General features: G+C 59.0%; 15 protein-coding genes. 10 read left to right on the top strand and 5 right to left on the bottom strand.

Annotated elements, in window-relative coordinates:
• Nucleotides 1-158: 158 nt before the first annotated feature.
• Both IEX44_RS04915 and gcvA read right to left on the bottom strand, forming a co-directional pair.
• Nucleotides 159-380 carry a hypothetical protein gene (locus tag IEX44_RS04915; protein ID WP_188689641.1) on the bottom strand — a complete coding sequence of 74 codons (222 nt, stop codon included), beginning with the start codon at nucleotides 378-380 and terminating at the stop codon, nucleotides 159-161.
• 161 nt (nucleotides 381-541) lie between these two features.
• On the bottom strand, nucleotides 542-1,432 hold the full coding sequence (gene gcvA, locus IEX44_RS04910) for a transcriptional regulator GcvA (protein WP_188689637.1): 891 nt from the start codon (nucleotides 1,430-1,432) through the stop codon (nucleotides 542-544).
• A gap of 107 nt (nucleotides 1,433-1,539) precedes the next feature.
• Between gcvA and IEX44_RS04905 the strand changes: the two genes are divergently transcribed.
• The 10 genes from IEX44_RS04905 to dgoD all read left to right on the top strand — a co-directional run bounded on the left by IEX44_RS04905 (nucleotide 1,540) and on the right by dgoD (nucleotide 11,628).
• On the top strand, nucleotides 1,540-2,538 hold the full coding sequence (locus IEX44_RS04905) for a 2-dehydro-3-deoxygalactonokinase (RefSeq protein ID WP_188689634.1): 999 nt from the start codon (nucleotides 1,540-1,542) through the stop codon (nucleotides 2,536-2,538).
• 274 nt (nucleotides 2,539-2,812) lie between these two features.
• Nucleotides 2,813-3,805: an arabinose ABC transporter substrate-binding protein gene (locus tag IEX44_RS04900; RefSeq protein WP_188689631.1), complete on the top strand. Its 993-nt coding sequence runs from the start codon at nucleotides 2,813-2,815 to the stop codon at nucleotides 3,803-3,805.
• A 144-nt stretch (nucleotides 3,806-3,949) separates the two neighbouring features.
• On the top strand, nucleotides 3,950-4,078 hold the full coding sequence (locus IEX44_RS21150; protein ID WP_268238860.1) for a hypothetical protein: 129 nt from the start codon (nucleotides 3,950-3,952) through the stop codon (nucleotides 4,076-4,078).
• 119 nt (nucleotides 4,079-4,197) lie between these two features.
• Nucleotides 4,198-5,715, top strand: coding sequence for an L-arabinose ABC transporter ATP-binding protein AraG (gene araG, locus IEX44_RS04895; RefSeq protein ID WP_229678755.1), 1,518 nt, complete (start codon nucleotides 4,198-4,200; stop codon nucleotides 5,713-5,715).
• A gap of 98 nt (nucleotides 5,716-5,813) precedes the next feature.
• A complete protein-coding gene (gene araH, locus IEX44_RS04890; protein ID WP_188690441.1) occupies nucleotides 5,814-6,758 on the top strand; it encodes an L-arabinose ABC transporter permease AraH in 945 nt (314 codons plus the stop codon).
• Between the two features lie 25 nt (nucleotides 6,759-6,783).
• A complete protein-coding gene (locus IEX44_RS04885) occupies nucleotides 6,784-7,551 on the top strand; it encodes an SDR family NAD(P)-dependent oxidoreductase (RefSeq protein ID WP_188689625.1) in 768 nt (255 codons plus the stop codon).
• 7 nt (nucleotides 7,552-7,558) lie between these two features.
• Entirely contained in the window at nucleotides 7,559-8,449 is an 891-nt protein-coding gene (locus tag IEX44_RS04880; protein WP_188689623.1) for an SMP-30/gluconolactonase/LRE family protein, read from the top strand.
• Between the two features lie 637 nt (nucleotides 8,450-9,086).
• Entirely contained in the window at nucleotides 9,087-9,857 is a 771-nt protein-coding gene (locus IEX44_RS04875; RefSeq protein ID WP_188689620.1) for an SDR family oxidoreductase, read from the top strand.
• A gap of 8 nt (nucleotides 9,858-9,865) precedes the next feature.
• The gene (locus IEX44_RS04870; RefSeq protein WP_188689616.1) at nucleotides 9,866-10,483 is read left to right on the top strand and encodes a 2-dehydro-3-deoxy-6-phosphogalactonate aldolase; all 618 of its coding nucleotides are present in this window, start codon (nucleotides 9,866-9,868) and stop codon (nucleotides 10,481-10,483) included.
• Entirely contained in the window at nucleotides 10,480-11,628 is a 1,149-nt protein-coding gene (dgoD, locus tag IEX44_RS04865) for a galactonate dehydratase (protein ID WP_188689613.1), read from the top strand. Before IEX44_RS04870 ends, dgoD begins: the two co-directional genes overlap by 4 nt.
• A gap of 71 nt (nucleotides 11,629-11,699) precedes the next feature.
• Here dgoD and IEX44_RS04860 read toward each other — a convergent pair whose 3' ends face one another.
• The 3 genes from IEX44_RS04860 to IEX44_RS04850 all read right to left on the bottom strand — a co-directional run bounded on the left by IEX44_RS04860 (nucleotide 11,700) and on the right by IEX44_RS04850 (nucleotide 16,581).
• The gene (locus IEX44_RS04860; RefSeq protein ID WP_188689610.1) at nucleotides 11,700-14,747 is read right to left on the bottom strand and encodes an NAD-glutamate dehydrogenase domain-containing protein; all 3,048 of its coding nucleotides are present in this window, start codon (nucleotides 14,745-14,747) and stop codon (nucleotides 11,700-11,702) included.
• Between the two features lie 157 nt (nucleotides 14,748-14,904).
• Nucleotides 14,905-15,546: a helix-turn-helix transcriptional regulator gene (locus IEX44_RS04855; RefSeq protein ID WP_188689605.1), complete on the bottom strand. Its 642-nt coding sequence runs from the start codon at nucleotides 15,544-15,546 to the stop codon at nucleotides 14,905-14,907.
• Nucleotides 15,547-15,621: 75 nt separating this feature from the next.
• Nucleotides 15,622-16,581: an ornithine cyclodeaminase family protein gene (locus IEX44_RS04850; protein WP_188689602.1), complete on the bottom strand. Its 960-nt coding sequence runs from the start codon at nucleotides 16,579-16,581 to the stop codon at nucleotides 15,622-15,624.
• Between the last annotated feature and the right edge of the window lie 54 nt (nucleotides 16,582-16,635).

Raw genomic sequence — 16,635 nt, 5'->3', positions numbered from 1 at the left:
GGCCTAGGACACCGCCCTTTCACGGCGATAACCGGGGTTCGAATCCCCGTGGGGACGCCATCAGGCACCACTGAACAAGATCGCGAAAGCGGTCTTTTTTTGTTTCTGCCACAAGACGCTTCCTCTTTCCTCTTTCTTTTTCTCTGTTTTCCCGACAACTACAAATTGGCGTCGATCCAGGCCTTGGCGTACTCATGCGCGTGTTTTACCGCTTCTTCAGGCGTGCGACACACGTTCAATGATGGAAATCGCAATGGCGGCGTGCCAGACCACTCTGCGCTGGTTTCGCTGATCACAAACGGGCAGATAAACCCGGTGACGATCGTGCCAGGCAGGCAGGTGATAACGCGACGTTTGTAGATGTAGGTCCTTGCAGGCATGCCAGTCTTTCAAACGGAATGGTTGTGTAGGCAAATGCCCATGATCGCGGCATTTATCCATAAGCCATTGAAAATTGCACTTATTTCCGGCTGTACGTGGGCAAATAGCATGACAGTTGCAAGGTCTTCCCGTGTATCAACGGCGCTCTTTTTGAGCTGAGTCAATCCTCGCTGCGCATGGCCTCGGCAATCAGCCATGCCCGAAATGCGGCAAACCCTGGGTTCTCTGGCGCAGTGTGAGAGAAGATCAAGTAGTAGGGCACCCGTAGCGAGACCTCGGTCGGCAAAGGCTTGATCAGCCGGCCGGCGGCAATGTCGTACTCGACCAGAATGCGTTGCCCCAGCGCGACACCTTGACCATCAATGGCGCATTGCAGGGTCATTTGCGAGTCTGAGAATGCCGGGCCGCGGGTGGCGTCAATCCCTGCCAGACCCGTTTCTTCCAGCCACTGTTGCCAGTTGGGTAAATGCGCGTGCCGCTGCGGGCCACGGTCGTGCAGCAGGGTGTGTTTTGACAAGTCTGCAGGGGTGCGCAACGTAGCTTGCAAAGATGGACTACATACCGGGAACACCGTACTTGACGTAAATCTTTCGACAATCAAGTCAGGTGAATGTACCTGGCGGTAATCAATGGTGATGTCGTTGTGCAGGTAATCCCGTTCGTGTTCGGTGCTGACCTCCACCCGAATGTCCGGGTGCAGATTCAAAAAGCGATACAAACGGGGGACCAGCCACTTGGTCCCGAAGGTAGGCGGGACTGCCACTTTAAGCGTGATGGTCTTGTCATCCAGCAGCATGTCAGTGGCTTGTTGCAACGCCCTGAATGCTTCGCGAACCCGCGGCAAATAAGCTTCTCCAGCCGCCGTTAGCGTTAGCTGGTTGTTGCGCCGTTCAAACAGTGGCACGCCCAGAAAAGCTTCCAACTGTTTCATCTGGTGACTGACAGCAGCGTTGGTCACATGCAATTCGTTGGCCGCTTGCGTAAAACTCATCAAGCGGGCAGCGACTTCAAACATGCGCAATGCATTAAGCGGGGGTAAACGTCGAGGCATGATGACTCATCAAATTTTTTTTGATGATAGGCATCAAATATGTAGTTTGCATAGTGAGGCTACGAAAGTTTCAAATAGGTGCAACAAGAACGGACCCATGCACCAGTATGAACATCCTCACCATCGATACCGGTACTACCAATACGCGTGTCACCCTGTGGCGCAATGCCGAGGCCATCTGCCAGGCGGCGCGCCAGGTCGGAGTGCGGGACACGGCCATTACCGGTAGCGCGGTGACTTTGCAAAATGGCGTGCGTGAAACCATTGCTGCAGCGCTGGAGAAAGCCAACACCAGTATGAGTGCGGTGGATCTGGTGCTGGCATCCGGCATGATCACATCCAATGTCGGTCTATATGAGATCCCGCACGTGCTGGCGCCGGCGGGCCGCGCAGACCTGGCCGCCGCCATGCGTGAGGCCACTATCCCCGAAGTCTGCGACAAGCCGATCTGGTTTGTGCCAGGTGTACGTAACCGTGTTGACAACATTGGTCTGCATAACTGCGAGGCCATGGACATGATGCGGGGCGAGGAAGTCGAGACCATTGCGCTGATTTCGCGCTTGAATATCGACCGTCCAACCGTCATGGTGCTGCCCGGTTCGCACTCCAAATTTGTGCATGTGGATGACGAGCGCCGCATCACGGGTTGTGTTACCACGCTGGCGGGTGAACTGCTGCACGTGATTACCCACAACACCATTCTGGCTGGATCGCTCGATAGCGATTTCGCCACCGAAATCGACACCGAAATGTTGCTGGCCGGCGCCCGCTCTGCCGGCAAGATCGGCCTTGGCCGCGCCTGTTTCACGGTCCGGATTCTCGACCAGTTCACCATTTACGAGCGCAATGCCCGCGCCAACTTCCTGTTGGGCGCGGTGCTGGGCGCAGACCTCTTGACCCTGAAAAACTCCAGCGCGATTGGCATGACACCCGGCACCCAGTTTGTGGTGACGGGCAAAGCCATGCTGCGCGAAGCGCTGGCGCTTCTCGTCAAGCACGACGATTTTTTCTCCGGCCGCATTCTGGTCACCGATGAAGACCAGCAAGCCAACCTGGCCGGTTTTGGCGTCATTGATGTGGCGCGCGCCCGGGGCTTATTGGGCTGAAGACACGGTAACGAGTTTGTTGCCCGATCAAAGAGCAAAGGCACTTTCAGCCGGGCCGCGCTGGCAAGGCGTGCCAGCGCAGACAGGACTGAGGGGCACGGCAAGTGAGCATAACGCCGCCAGCGCGGTCTGGATGAACGCGAATAAATAGCTGCATGGCTCTGCCAGGTGATGCAGCAGAAGCCGGCGCACGACGCCGGTCGACAACGGATAGCCGCACCGCGGCAATCTGAAAACCAACCCCGGCAACGGGACTGATGGAGGTTCGACCAAGATGAAGCAGCAACTCAAAAAGATCTGCGGCGCACTGGGTTTGGCAGCAGCGCTGATCGCACCGGCTTTGCACGCAGCAGATCAAGTCAAGATCGGTTTTCTGGTGAAACAGGCTGAAGAACCGTGGTTCCAGGACGAGTGGAAGTTTGCCGAACAAGCCGCCAAGGAAAAGGGTTTCACCCTGGTGAAGATTGGCGTGCCGAGCGGCGACAAGGTGTTGTCTGCCATTGATAACCTGGGCGCTCAACATGCTCAGGGTTTCATCATTTGCGCACCAGACGTGAAGCTGGGCCCGGCGATTGTTGCCCGCGCCAAGCAATATGACCTGAAGGTCATGAGCGTGGATGACCGCTTTGTCGATGGCTCCGGCAAGCCGATGGAATCCGTACCGCACATGGGTATTTCGGCCTACAAGATTGGCGAGCAAGTCGGCTCCGCCATGATTGCCGAGATGAAAAAGCGCGGCTGGAACCTGAACGAAGTGGGCGCGATCCGCATCTCTTACGACCAACTGCCGACCGCCAAGGACCGTACTGATGGCGCGATTGCTGCGCTGACTGCTGGCGGCTTCCCGAAGGCCAATATCATCAACGCGCCGCAAGCCAAGACCGACACTGAAGCTGCGTTCAACGCCGCCAACGTGGCGATCACTCAGCACCCGAACTACAAGCACTGGCTGTCGTTCGGTCTGAACGATGAAGCTGTGCTGGGTGCCGTGCGCGCCGCAGAAGGTCAAGGCGCCAAGGCCGACAACATGATCGGTATCGGTATCGGTGGCAGCCAGTCTGCGCTCAACGAGTTCAAGAAGTCCGAGAAGACCGGCTTCTTTGGCACCGTGCTGATCAGCCCGAAGCGTCATGGCTATGAAACCAGCATGAACATGTACAACTGGATCAAGGACGGCAAGGCACCGCCGGCACTGACTTTGACCACTGGCATGTTGATGACTCGCGACAATGCCACCGAAGTCCGCAAAGAAATGGGCCTGGAGTGAGGGGCTACCGCGCGTAAGTCATCTTGAGATCGGTCAGTGCTCGCCATCCTCACGTACCAACCGTACGTTCCGGTGGCTGTGCGCTGGCCTCACTCAACCTGACTCACGCTCGCTACGCCTGAGACTGTGGTTGGGCTACTGCGCATGACCATCTTGCTGCCGGGCAGTGCTCGTGATCCTCACGTACCGACGTACGTTCTGGTCACTGCGCGCTGGCCGACAGCAACCTGGTTCATGCTCGCTACGCCCGATGCATCGGTGTTTAACGAGTAAAACGCAGATTCGCCAGTGCCTGCTTTGACGCCAACCTGGGCGGCGTAAAGCAGCGCTGGCGATCTCTGCCAAAGAAACGCCTGGCGTGCCAGCCGGGATGCTTGAAGCGGAGAAATCCCTTGTCATATCTTGAATTCAGATCGATCAGCAAGTCCTTCCCCGGCGTAAAAGCGCTGCAGGACATCAGCTTTGCGCTGGAAAAAGGGAAAGTGCACGGCTTGCTGGGCGAGAACGGAGCGGGTAAATCCACGCTCCTGAAAATCCTGGGCGGTGAGTACATTCCTGAAGAAGGCCAGGTGTTTGTAGATGGCAAATTGCAGGCGTTCCATAACAGCCGCGATGCCATTGCTGCCGGCATCGCCATCATTCACCAGGAACTGCAATACGTGCCGGAACTCTCCGTGATGGAGAACCTCTTGCTGGGGCACATGCCCACGCGCATGGGCTTTGTCGACAAGCGCGAGGCCATACGCTGGACGCGCGAAAACCTGACCCGCATTGGCGTGGATATTGACCCCGAAGCCAAGCTGCGTGATCTCTCCATTGGCCAGCGCCAGATGGTGGAAATCTGCAAGGCGGTGCTGCGTGACGCCACCGTGATTGCGCTGGATGAACCCACCAGCTCGCTCTCGCACCGCGAGACGGAAATCCTGTTCAAGCTGGTCAAAGACCTGCGCGCGCAAGGCAAGGTGCTGATTTATATCTCGCACCGCCTGGATGAGATATTCGAATTGTGTGATGGCTGCACCATCTTCCGGGATGGTCGCAAAGTGGCTGAGTACAACGTACTGGCCGAAGTCACGCGGGATGAACTGGTCAGCAAGATGGTCGGCCGTGAAATCACCGACATCTTCGATTACCGCCCACGTGAAATGGGTGATACCTGTTTTGAAGTGAAGGGCATTGCTGGCGCGCGCGTGCCGCAGCCGGCCAGTTTCAGTGTGCGCCGTGGCGAAATCCTGGGCTTTTTTGGTCTGGTGGGCGCGGGCCGCAGCGAACTGATGCGACTGATCTACGGCGCGGATAAACGCAGTGGCGGCGAAGTCAAGCTGGCGGATGTGCGCGGCAGTATCGACAACATCAATGCCGCCATTCGCGCTGGCCTCGTGTTCTGTCCGGAAGACCGCAAGGAGCAGGGCATCATCGGCGGCCGCTCGGTGTCGGAAAACATCAATATCAGCTGCCGCCGCCACTATCGGCGCTGGGGCTTTTTTGTGAACGACAAAGCTGAAGCCGCGACGGCCGAAGGCTATATCAAGCTGCTGCGTATCAAGACGCCACACCGCCATCAGGAAATCCGCTTTTTGTCCGGCGGTAACCAGCAAAAAGCCATTCTGGCGCGCTGGCTGGCCGAGCAAAACCTCAAGGTCTTGATCATCGACGAGCCCACCCGCGGGATCGACGTCGGCGCCAAGAATGAAATCTACCAGGTGCTGTACCAACTAGCGGAGAAGGGCGTTGCCATTGTGATGGTCTCGAGCGAGCTACCGGAAGTGCTGGGCGTGTCCGACCGCATTGCCGTCATGTGCCAGGGCCGCATTACCGGCGAGTTGACCCGCAGTGAAGCCAACGAACAAAAAGTGCTCTCGCTGGCGCTGCCGGTGAGTTCCGCTCCCGCGCCGGCCATGGCCGCCTGATCAGGTAGAGAACCAACATGTCCCAACTCGAACAACAACCCATTCCGGCAACCGGCCCCGCTCTGACGCCGGCTGCCCCGCAACAGGGAAGCAAAATCATGAACCAGCAAAAGCTGCTCAAGTTCGCCAGTGAGTACAGCATCATCCTCATTTTCCTGGCGTTGTTTGTCGTGCTGTCGTTCACCGTCCAGTACTTCTTTAGCTGGCGCAACATGATGGGTCTGGCGCTGTCGGTGTCGCAGATCGGCATGGTGGCCTGCACCATGATGTTCTGTCTGGCCTCGCGCGATTTTGACCTCTCAGTCGGCTCCACCATCGCGTTTGCCGGCGTGCTGTGCGCCATGATTATCAACCGCACGGGCAGTATCTCGCTGGGGATTGGCGTGAGCTTGCTGGCTGGCGCGGCGATTGGCCTGTTTAACGGTGCCACCATTGCCAAGTTCCGCATCAACGCGCTGATCACCACGCTCGTGACCATGGGCGCAGTGCGCGGTCTGGCGTTTATTGCGTCGGACGGCCAGGCCGTCGGTATCTCCAACGAAGCCTTTTTCAATATCGGCAACAACGACCTGTTTGGTGTGCCGATCCCGATCTGGTTCTGCGTCGCCTGCTTTGTACTGTTTGGCGTGATGCTCAACAAGACCGTATATGGCCGCAACACGCTGGCCATCGGCGGCAACCCGGACGCAGCCCGTCTGGCCGGCGTGAATGTGGATCGCACCCGTATCTATATCTTCCTGGTGCAAGGCGTGATTGCGGCGCTGGCCGGGGTGATTCTGGCTTCGCGCATTACCTCCGGTCAGCCGAACTCCGGCCAGGGCTTTGAGCTGGATGTGATTGCAGCGTGCGTGTTGGGCGGCGTCTCTTTGGCCGGTGGTCGCGCCAGCATCAGCGGTGTGATCGTGGGCGTGCTGATCATGGGCATGGTGCAAAACGCCATGAACCTGCAGAACATTGATGCGTTCTATCAGTATCTGGTCCGCGCCGGCATTCTGTACTTTGCCGTGTTGATCGACCAGCTGAAGAACCGCGGTCAGTCCTGAACGAGACGGCAAGAGGGACTTAGCCATGAACCTGCTGGCCATGTATCCAAGCCTTGCGGACAAGAGTGTCTTTGTCAGCGGCGGCACCAGCGGCATTGGTCGCACGCTGGTGCAGGCCTTTGCCCACCAGGGCGCACGGGTGGCGTTTATTGGCCGCAATGTCGATGCCGGTATGACGCTCGTGGCCGAACTGGCTGGCCGCTGCCCGTTTGAGCCGTTGTTCATGCAGTGCGATGTCACGGACGTGGAGGCCCTGAAAGCCGCCATTGCCCGTGCCCGCAGCGCGCATGGCCCGGTCACGGTGCTGATTAACAATGCCGCCAACGACCAGCGACGGCGGGTAGAAGAAGTCACGCCAGAGTTCTGGGACAACGCCATGCATACCAACTTGCGTCACCAGTTTTTCGCGGCGCAGGCGGTCGTGGACGACATGAAACAGGCGGGCGGTGGTTCCATCATCAACCTGGGTTCAACCAGCTGGATGATCAAGGCGCCGGATTACCCGGCCTATGCCACATGCAAGGCGGCCATTCACGGTCTGACGCGCTCGCTGGCGCGGGAACTGGGCCCGCATAACATCCGCGCCAACGTGCTGGTCCCCGGCTGGACCATGACCGACAAGCAACTGCGGATGTGGGTGGATGACGAAGCCGAACGCGAGATCGACCGCGCCCAGTGCCTGCCCGGCCGCGTGATGCCGGAACACGTGGCCTCGCTGGCGCTGTTCATGGCGGCAGACGACAGCGCCATGATCACGGCTCAGAGTTTTGTCATTGATGGCGGCTGGACCTGAACGAGCCATGACCGAAACCATCCATGTGGCCTGTGAAGGCCAGTTCCAGCTGGCCGAGGGCGTGCAATACGACGACGCCACTGGCCATGTCTGGTGGACCAACATCAACGCCCGCGAACTGTGGCGGCTTGATCCATCCAGTGGCGAAGAGCGCTACTGGATTCTGCCGCAACGGATTGGCTGCTTTGCGCTGACTCGCCGGCATGATGTGCTGCTACTGGCGCTGGAAGGCGGCCTGGCGTTGTTCAATACGGAAACCGGCACGCTCAAACGTATGGCGTCCGTTGAGCCGCATATTCTGGAAACGCGTACCAACGATGGCCGCTGCGATCGCGCGGGCAATCTGGTGTTTGGGACCCAGAACGAACGCGGCCGCCGTGCCACCGGTAGTTGGTACCGCTTTGACACGCATGGCCGGCTGCAAAAGCTGGACCTGCCACAGATCGCCATCCCCAACAGCCTGTGCTTCAGCCCGGACGGCGGCACGCTGTACTGGTGCGATTCCCGTTTGCACGTGCTGATGCAAAGCGACTACGACCAGGACACCGGCGCTATCAGCAACCCCCGTTTGTTTGCTGATCCCGGTGACGCCCGTGTGCATCCGGATGGCTCGTGCATCGATGACGAGGGCTGTTTGTGGAATGCCGAGTGGTACGGCCAGCGTGTGGTTCGTTATCGGCCTGATGGCAGCGTGGACCGCGTGATTCCGCTGCCGGTATCGCAACCCAGCTGTGTCGCCTTTGGCGGCCCGGCGCTGAACATTTTGTATATCTCCACGGCCCGCGAGGACCTCGACGCAGCGGCCATTGCGCAAGAGCCGCTGGCTGGCGCGATCCTGGCCATCCCGATGGGGGATGTGCGGGGGCTGCCTGAAAACCGCTGGCTGGGTGCGGTGTGATGTTGAGACAGCATTGTTTAGCGCCTGACGGCGCGGGTGTTTTGATACCGGCGGTGGCCGGGGCACGTCACTTTCTTTGCTTCGCCACCTCGGCGGCCCCAAAGAAAGTAACCAAAGAAAGGCGCCCCCTGCGACAGCGCCCACTTCGTGGGTTCCCTGCGCTTCTCGCGGTGCCCGGCGCTGCCGAAGGGGAGGCAGGTCAACAGCAACGTCAAAAGCAACTCAAACCCCGCAAACCGAATGCTTGCAAGAGAGGTTCACCCCGCCCACCACCTCGTCATTCCCGCGGAGGTGGGAATCCAGTTCGCAGCCCGACGGGCTGCCTGCGGTGGGTTGTCACTTCGTTCCGAATCCACCCTACAAACCCGCACACCGACGATTTGGCCGTTGTTGTTGATGTTGTTTTTGACCTTCTCCCCCTGTCGAGGACTTTTCCGATTGAGGGAGGGAGACCCTAGGCTCCCGACTGATTGAGGGAATCGCGGAGCGAAAAAGTCCGGGGGTCGCCTTTCTTTTGGGCACTTTTCTTTGGCGAAGCAAAGAAAAGTGCCGTGCTCCCGGGCACCCCCGGGTATGTAAACGTCGTTCAAACCCGCGCCAAAGGCGCTAACAACCTGTTTCATCGGTAGAAAACCGCATGCATAGACTCGACAACAAAGTCGCCATCATCACCGGCGCCGCGCAAGGCATTGGCGCCGCCACCGTGCGCCTGTTCGCAAAAGAGGGCGCCAAAGTCGTCATCAACGTGCGCAAAGATGATGAGCGTGCCGCTGCGCTGGTGCAGGAAATCGGCCCGCAAAACGCCATGGTCTTCGCCGCCGACGTGGCCGATCACGCCGGCGTCAATGCCATGATTGATGCCACTATCGCCCGCTTCGGCCGGGTTGATGTGCTAGTCAATAACGCTGGCATCAACGTGTTCAATGATCCGCTCAAGCTCACGGATGAAGAGTGGGAGCGTTGCTTTGCCGTTGACCTGAAAGGCGTCTGGCACTGCTGCCAGGCGGTGTTGCCGCACATGCTGGCGGCGGGGGCAGGCAGCATCGTCAACATTGCTTCAGTTCACGGTCACAAGATCATTCCTGGTGCGTTTCCGTATCCGGTGGCCAAGCACGGCTTGATTGGGTTGACGCGCGCGTTGGGCATTCAGTACGCGGCGCAGGGCGTGCGGGTGAATTCGATCTCCCCCGGCTTGATCATGACCCCGATTGCCGAGACGTATTTCAACAGCCAGCCCGATCCGGTTGCGGCCCGCAAACACCAGGCTGAACTCTTGCCCTGCAAACGCATTGGCGAGCCGGAAGAAGTGGCATACACCGCGCTGTTCCTGGCGACGGATGAAGCCCGTTTTATCAACGCGACAGACATCTTGATTGATGGCGGCCGCAGCCAGCTTTATCACGAGTGACCATCCCCATGACCTGGCCCACCAAACTCCCGCTGATCGCCATTTTGCGCGGCATTAAGCCAGCTGAATCGAATGAACACATCCTCGCGCTCATTGACGCCGGTTTCGATGCAATTGAAATACCGCTCAACTCGCCCGATTGGCAGATCAGCATTGGTCAGGCGGTGAAGGTCTTTGGCGACCGTGCACTGATTGGTGGTGGCACGGTGCTCACACCGCAAGATGTCGCCACGCTGGCGGGGCTGGGTGGCAAGTTGATTGTCACGCCCAATATGGATCAAACCGTGATTACTCGCGCTGTAGCGCTGGGCCAGTACATGGCCTGTGGCGTGGCCACCCCGACTGAAGCCTTTGCCGCATTAGCGGCGGGTGCGCAGGCGCTCAAGGTTTTTCCGGCCAATACTTTTGGCCCGGATTACATCAAAGCCATCAAGGCCGTCTTGCCCAAAACGACGCCCGTGATGGCGGTGGGCGGCGTGACGCCGGCCAATCTTGCCAGCTGGTTAGCCGCAGGCTGCATCGGTGCCGGGCTGGGGAGTGACCTTTATAAACCGGGCCAGCCGGTGTCGCGCACGCAGGATCAGGCGCGCGCCTTTGTGCAGGCATACAAGGATGCAACCGCATGAAAATCACCAAAATCAGCACTTGGCGCGTGCCGCCGCGCTGGATGTTTCTCAAGATTGAAACCGATGAAGGCATCGTCGGCTGGGGCGAGCCCGTGCTGGAAGGCAAGGCACGCACGGTTGAGGCGGCCGTGCATGAATTGTCTGAATACCTGATCGGGCAAGACCCGGCGCGTATCAATGATCTGTGGCAGGTGATGTACCGGGCTGGGTTCTACCGTGGCGGCGGTATTCTGATGAGCGCCATCGCCGGGATTGACCAAGCGTTGTGGGATATCAAAGGCAAGGCGCTGGGCGTGCCGGTGTATCAGTTGCTGGGTGGCCTGGTGCGAGACAAAGTCAAAACCTACAGCTGGGTGGGGGGGGATCGGCCGGCCGATATCATTCGCGATATCAAAGAGCGGGTGGCCGTCGGTTTTGACACCTTCAAGATGAATGGTTGTGAAGAACTGGCGGTGATCGACAGCAGCCGGGCTATTGATAGCGCCGTCCATAAAGTGGCGGAAATCCGCGAAGCCTTCGGCAATACGATTGAGTTCGGTCTGGATTTTCATGGTCGCGTCACTGCGCCAATGGCCAAAGTGCTGATCAAGGAACTGGAACCATACCGCCCGCTGTTCATTGAAGAACCGGTGCTGGCTGAACAAGCCGAGTACTATCCGCGCCTGGCTGCCCAGACCCACATTCCTATCGCGGCGGGCGAGCGCATGTTTTCCCGTTTCGAATTCAAGAATGTGCTGGCGGCAGGTGGGCTGGCGATTCTGCAACCTGATCTCTCCCACGCGGGTGGCATTACCGAGTGCATGAAGATTGCCGCCATGGCAGAAAGCTACGACGTCGCACTCGCTCCGCATTGCCCGCTGGGGCCCATTGCGCTGGCCTCCTGCCTGCATGTGGACTTTGTTTCCTGGAATGCGTTTATCCAGGAGCAAAGCATGGGTATTCATTACAACAAGGGCGGCGAAGTGCTGGACTACGTGCTCAACAAAGAAGACTTTGCGCTAGAGAGCGGCCATATCAAGCCGTTTACCAAGCCAGGCCTTGGCGTTGAACTGGATGAAGCGCTGATCATTGAGCGAAGCAAGAACGCGCCGGACTGGCGTAACCCGCTGTGGCGTCATGCGGATGGCAGCGTGGCAGAATGGTAAATGGCGTGGTTTGACGCGCAATAAAAAACGCCGGCATTGCGCCGGCGTTTTTTATTGCGCGTGCCCGGGCATCAAGCGACATGCAAACCCAGTTCATACTGAAAGCGCGCTTCATCCAGTTGCGCTACCGCGGCAGCCAGATGTTCTTCGCTGGCGCTGTCCGTGATCAGCGTCATGGCGTCTGCCAGGCCCAGTCTGGCGATGACGTCTTCCAGCTGATTGCCCCGTTGTGCCAGCAGCGCCGAGGTCAGTAGCAACTCAACCCGGGCGACGACGGTTTGCCCTGCGGTATCCAGTTTCTGCATCACGCCGACAAAGCCAGTCGCTTGTGAGACCTGTTCCAGTGCGCTCAGTACGGTGGCAGCATGGTGACCTTGGGCGATGAGCGGTGTGGCGGCAGATAGCCGCACAAAGCGACGCACACGGCGGTTGATTTCTTCCGGCAACAATGCCGGCGTGATGACTGGTGCTTCGGCAAACTCACCCAACTGATCGGCAAACACGAGCCAACTGGCCTGGCTTAATACCGCAGGGCTGGCGAGCACTGCGTTCACCGCATCGGCAAGACCACGCTCCAGCGCTGCATCAATCGCGTGGCGTGTGGCGGCGGGCAGGGCCGTGATCAACACATCGTGGCGTTGCAGCCAGGTGTCCATATCCAGCGCCGCCCAGGCAAAGGCGAAGGCTTCTGTTACCCGCAGTAGCGGCCAGCCACGACGGCGGACCAGATCATGCGCAAAGCCAATGCCGGCGCGGTCGACCAGTTCATTGGCCAGCCGCGTGGCGATGATCTCTTGCTTGAGCGCATGCGCAGTCAGATCCAGCGTGCGGACCGGCTGCGGAAAATACCGCGTCAGCAAATACTGGTGCCAAGGCTGGATCATGCCGGCACCTGCCACTACGGCCGATTTGATCGCCATCTTGCTGTGTGCCAGCAGCACAGCCAGTTCGGGTTCGTACAAGGTGTGTTGTTCGCGCTGCAGGATGACGGCATCGACCGGCAGTTGTTCCAGTGCACGATCCAGCCCGGTGGCACTTTCCAGCTGTTGCAGCAACGCGCACGCATCAGCCAGCAAGCCTGGCTGATGGCGGTGCCGCAAAATACGGCGTGCTTGCGCACGATTGGTGGTCAGCACGGCCTGTTCCACGGCCATGCTCATGTCGGTCAGTAGCGTACTGGTTGCAGCGGCGGGCAGAGCCGCCTGGCGCAGCAGGATTTTCAGATTGACCTCATGATCGGAGCAATCCACGCCGGCAGAGTTATCCACGGCATCCGTCATGATGCGCACCCCTTGGCAAGCCAGGGCGACGCGTGCTGCCTGCGTCAGCCCCAGATTGCCGCCTTCGACCACCATCAGCGCGCGGACTTCCGGGGCATCCAGGCGGATGCGGTCATTGGCGCGGTCACGCACTTGCTCGTGGGTTTCATGCGGGGCTTTGACGTAGGTGCCGATACCGCCGTTGTAAAGCACGGTCACGGGCGCAGCCAGGATGGCGCGGATCAGGGCATCCGGCGTCAGGGTGTTTTGCTGCAGACCCAACAACTGGCGAGCCGTATCGGACACCGTGATCTGGCGTTCGGTACGCGCATACACACCGCCACCGGCAGAAATCAGCGTTGTGTTGTAGTCCGCCCAGCTGGAACGCGGCAGCGCAAACAGCCGCTGGCGCTCAGCAAATGCCGCTGCGGTATTCGGGGTCGGATCAATGAAGATGTGACGGTGATCAAATGCCGCAATCAGTTGTAGATGCGGCATAAGCAGCATGCCATTACCGAACACGTCGCCGCTCATATCGCCAATGCCGACGGCGGTGAAGCTATCCTGGGTCCAGTCGATGCCCAGTTCGGTAAAGCGCAGACGGGCAGTTTCCCATGCGCCCTTGGCGGTAATGCCCATCTTTTTGTGGTCATATCCGTTAGAGCCACCAGAGGCAAATGCGTCGCCCAGCCAGAAACCACGGTTGACCGAGATGGCATTCGCCAGATCAGAGAAACTCGCCGTGCCTTTGTCGGCGGCGACCACCAGATACGGATCATCCGCGTCATGCCGCACTACGTTGGCTGGCGGCATGGTGGCGCCTTCAACCAGGTTGTCGGTCAGGTCTAGCAAGGCATTGATAAACAGTTGATAACACGCCACACCTTCTGCCTGAGTGGCTTCTCGGCTGGCATCAAACGCTAGCAGTTTGCAGACAAAACCACCCTTGGCGCCGGTCGGCACAATCACGGCGTTTTTGACCAGTTGGGCTTTGACCAGACCCAGTACTTCGGTGCGGTAATCCTCGCGTCGATCCGACCAGCGCAAGCCACCGCGAGAGACTGCGCCACCGCGCAGATGTACGCCTTCAAAACGTTCTGAAAACACGTAAATTTCGCGGAATGGACGGGGTTTGGGCAGGAAATCGAGCGACTGTGCATCCAGCTTGATGGCCAGATACGCCGGCAAAGCATCCTGCGTGCTGTGCAGGAAATAACCGCTGCGTACGGTGGCCGCGACGAGTTGGCGCAGTTTTTCCAGCAAATCAGCCGCATCGGCATCTTGCAGGGCCGCGATCTGGCGTTGCAGTTGCGTATGGGCGACGCGTTCCAGTTCGGCAGCCGCCACCTTGTTGCGGCTCATTAGCGGGTCTAGCCGGGCATGGTGATAACCCAGCCACGCCCGCACGGCGGCGGGCTGGCGACGCAGACAGTCGGCCATGTAACGCAGACTCATATGCCAACCGGCCTGACGCAGATAACTGGCATAAGCGCGTACCAGCATGATTTCGTGCGCGTTGAGTCCCGCCACGACGGCCAGACCATTCAGCCGGCCATCTTCCGCTTCGCCACTAAAGAGGCGACGCAAGAAATCGGCCAGCCTTGGGGTGTCGGTCAGGGCCGTGAGTGGTGTGGTGCAGGCATCGTCCAGCCACAAGGTCGAGCGGCGGGTTTGTTTGCCAGCGCGCTCTTGTTGTTCTTCACGCGTGACCTGCAGGCCCATGTTGTGCAGGGCAGGCAAGAGCGCAGACAAAGCGGGGATAGCAGGGTGTTGCGTGAGGGTGATGCCGTAACCGGCTTCGGTGTTGACCAGCGTAACTTCAAGCGGATGGGTAATTGGCGTGAGGCTGGATTGCAGCATGGTTTTTGACCAGTGACAAAGGTGTAGTCATTGTCATTGGGCAAAAACGGTGCTGCTTGTGCAAAAGCGACAGGTTGTGGGGGTGGTTACGACGTTTGCGGGCCGCATACGGGAAGTCAGTAATGGGTGTTTCCCTGGTTTATACCGGCCGTACTGGTTAATCGCTTTCCTTGAGTTTCTTCACATGCTTGTACACCGTCGCCCGCCCCATCCCCAGTACATTGGCCACGTAATCTGCCGCGCTTTTGCGCTGAAATGCGCCTTCTTCGTACAGTGCTTCTACGAGTGCCTGACGATGATTGCGCGACAGCGTATTGAGCGAGAGTTGCCGCTCGGCCAGCCAGCCATGCATGAAGGTATTAATGCGTTCTTGCCAGTCGTCCTTGAACAACGCAGCCGGTTGGGCGATCACGCCTGCACCCTTGATGAACAGACTGAGCGCGGCTTGCATGTCATCAAAGACAGCAATGTTGAAATTGATGCACATCACGCCGATAGCAATCTGTTCATCATCAAACAAGACCATGCTGACCGAACGCATGCGCCGGCCGTCCCAGTTCAGTTTTTCGTATGGGCCCATGATGCGTTCGGCATCGCCTTGCCGCATTTCTTCCAGCGCAGAGTCGTCACCGATCTGCCGCTTGGACAAGTTATTGGCCAGGTAAGCAATGCACTGGTCCTCCAGGTGATGGATGACCACTTCTGCATAGGGGAAAAACAGCGTGGCGATGCCATCCGCCACGTGGCGGTAGCGCTCCAGCAACAAGGTTTTGCTGGTCGCATTCTTTTTCTGGGTCATGCACGATCCTGCGAAGGTCCGGGTCTGTGATCGCCGCGTAACATGCCATAAACGGTGCCAGACATGGCGAGAAAATTACTGTCCGGCCTGCAATACCTGATAAAGCGCATGGGCAATCGCAATGTCTTCCAGGCCCAGACCAATAGAACGGAAAAACGCATGCTTTTTGTAGTCGGGCAGCGCGCAGCGACGGTTGGCCAGGTCAGCCAGGTCGCCGATCACGTTGCTGGTAGACCAGTTGTAGCGATCGGCAGCGACGACCATTTCGCCCGCGCTGGCAGGGGTGGTGCGTTTGTAATCACAGTATACGGCCATGCCTGGCAAGGCAGCGGGGGGGATTTCATGGGCCCGAACCACGTTGGTGCTGATCGACGTAATCAGTGCCGGGCGGGTCAGATCGGCCGGGTCGAGTACCGGTGTGCCTGATGAAGTACACAGCATGATGACGTCTGCATCACGCACGCAGTGCTCTGTATTGGCAGCAATCTCCACACGGCTATCAAGCGCATGCCAGTTTGCTTGCTGATCGGCGTGTTCTGCCAGGGTGGGCGAATACACGCTGATGTGGCTCCAGGCGCGCAGTTTGGCGACATGGCGCAGATGGGCCTGGGCGACTGCGCCGCTGCCAATAATCGCAAGGCGGCTGGCCGTCGGCGCGGCCAGGTAATCAACAGCCAGGGCGGTGGTGCCCGCGGTGCGTTCCGTGGTTAGTTGCCCGGCGTCGCACAGCAGCAACGGCAGCCCTGTTTGCATGGACATCAACATGGTCCACGCCGTGATCACGGGCTTGCCCGGCGTGGCAATGTAGGGCGAAAGCTTGGCGCCAAATACGCCGGCGTGGGCCAGGACGCCCTGATAGGTGATGAAGTCGCCCGCATCCTGCGGGAACAAAGTCAGCGTTTGCGGGGGCTGGATGGCCTGGTCGTGACCCAGGGCGTGAAAGGCATCTTGCAAGACTTTGCGGACATCCAGGCGGGCGAGCAATGCACGCACGGTGGCGGCATCAGCGATCAGTGGGGCAGGTGCGGTGTTCATGAAAAAACCTTTGGTAAAACGTTGACAACAATGACGCCCTGGCGGCGTTGAACA

The sequence above is a fragment of the Silvimonas amylolytica genome (genome assembly GCF_014645555.1).
Classification (GTDB): domain Bacteria; phylum Pseudomonadota; class Gammaproteobacteria; order Burkholderiales; family Chitinibacteraceae; genus Silvimonas; species Silvimonas amylolytica.
This window is presented reverse-complemented; position numbering and strand designations above follow the sequence as displayed.

Coding starts and splice junctions, on each gene's coding strand:
- IEX44_RS04915 (WP_188689641.1), bottom strand. CDS start 380: ATGCCTGCAAGGACCTACATCTACAAACGTCGCGTTATCACCTGCCTG.
- gcvA (WP_188689637.1), bottom strand. CDS start 1,432: ATGCCTCGACGTTTACCCCCGCTTAATGCATTGCGCATGTTTGAAGTC.
- IEX44_RS04905 (WP_188689634.1), top strand. CDS start 1,540: ATGAACATCCTCACCATCGATACCGGTACTACCAATACGCGTGTCACC.
- IEX44_RS04900 (WP_188689631.1), top strand. CDS start 2,813: ATGAAGCAGCAACTCAAAAAGATCTGCGGCGCACTGGGTTTGGCAGCA.
- IEX44_RS21150 (WP_268238860.1), top strand. CDS start 3,950: ATGACCATCTTGCTGCCGGGCAGTGCTCGTGATCCTCACGTACCGACG.
- araH (WP_188690441.1), top strand. CDS start 5,814: ATGAACCAGCAAAAGCTGCTCAAGTTCGCCAGTGAGTACAGCATCATC.
- IEX44_RS04885 (WP_188689625.1), top strand. CDS start 6,784: ATGAACCTGCTGGCCATGTATCCAAGCCTTGCGGACAAGAGTGTCTTT.
- IEX44_RS04880 (WP_188689623.1), top strand. CDS start 7,559: ATGACCGAAACCATCCATGTGGCCTGTGAAGGCCAGTTCCAGCTGGCC.
- IEX44_RS04875 (WP_188689620.1), top strand. CDS start 9,087: ATGCATAGACTCGACAACAAAGTCGCCATCATCACCGGCGCCGCGCAA.
- IEX44_RS04870 (WP_188689616.1), top strand. CDS start 9,866: ATGACCTGGCCCACCAAACTCCCGCTGATCGCCATTTTGCGCGGCATT.
- dgoD (WP_188689613.1), top strand. CDS start 10,480: ATGAAAATCACCAAAATCAGCACTTGGCGCGTGCCGCCGCGCTGGATG.
- IEX44_RS04860 (WP_188689610.1), bottom strand. CDS start 14,747: ATGCTGCAATCCAGCCTCACGCCAATTACCCATCCGCTTGAAGTTACG.
- IEX44_RS04855 (WP_188689605.1), bottom strand. CDS start 15,546: ATGACCCAGAAAAAGAATGCGACCAGCAAAACCTTGTTGCTGGAGCGC.
- IEX44_RS04850 (WP_188689602.1), bottom strand. CDS start 16,581: ATGAACACCGCACCTGCCCCACTGATCGCTGATGCCGCCACCGTGCGT.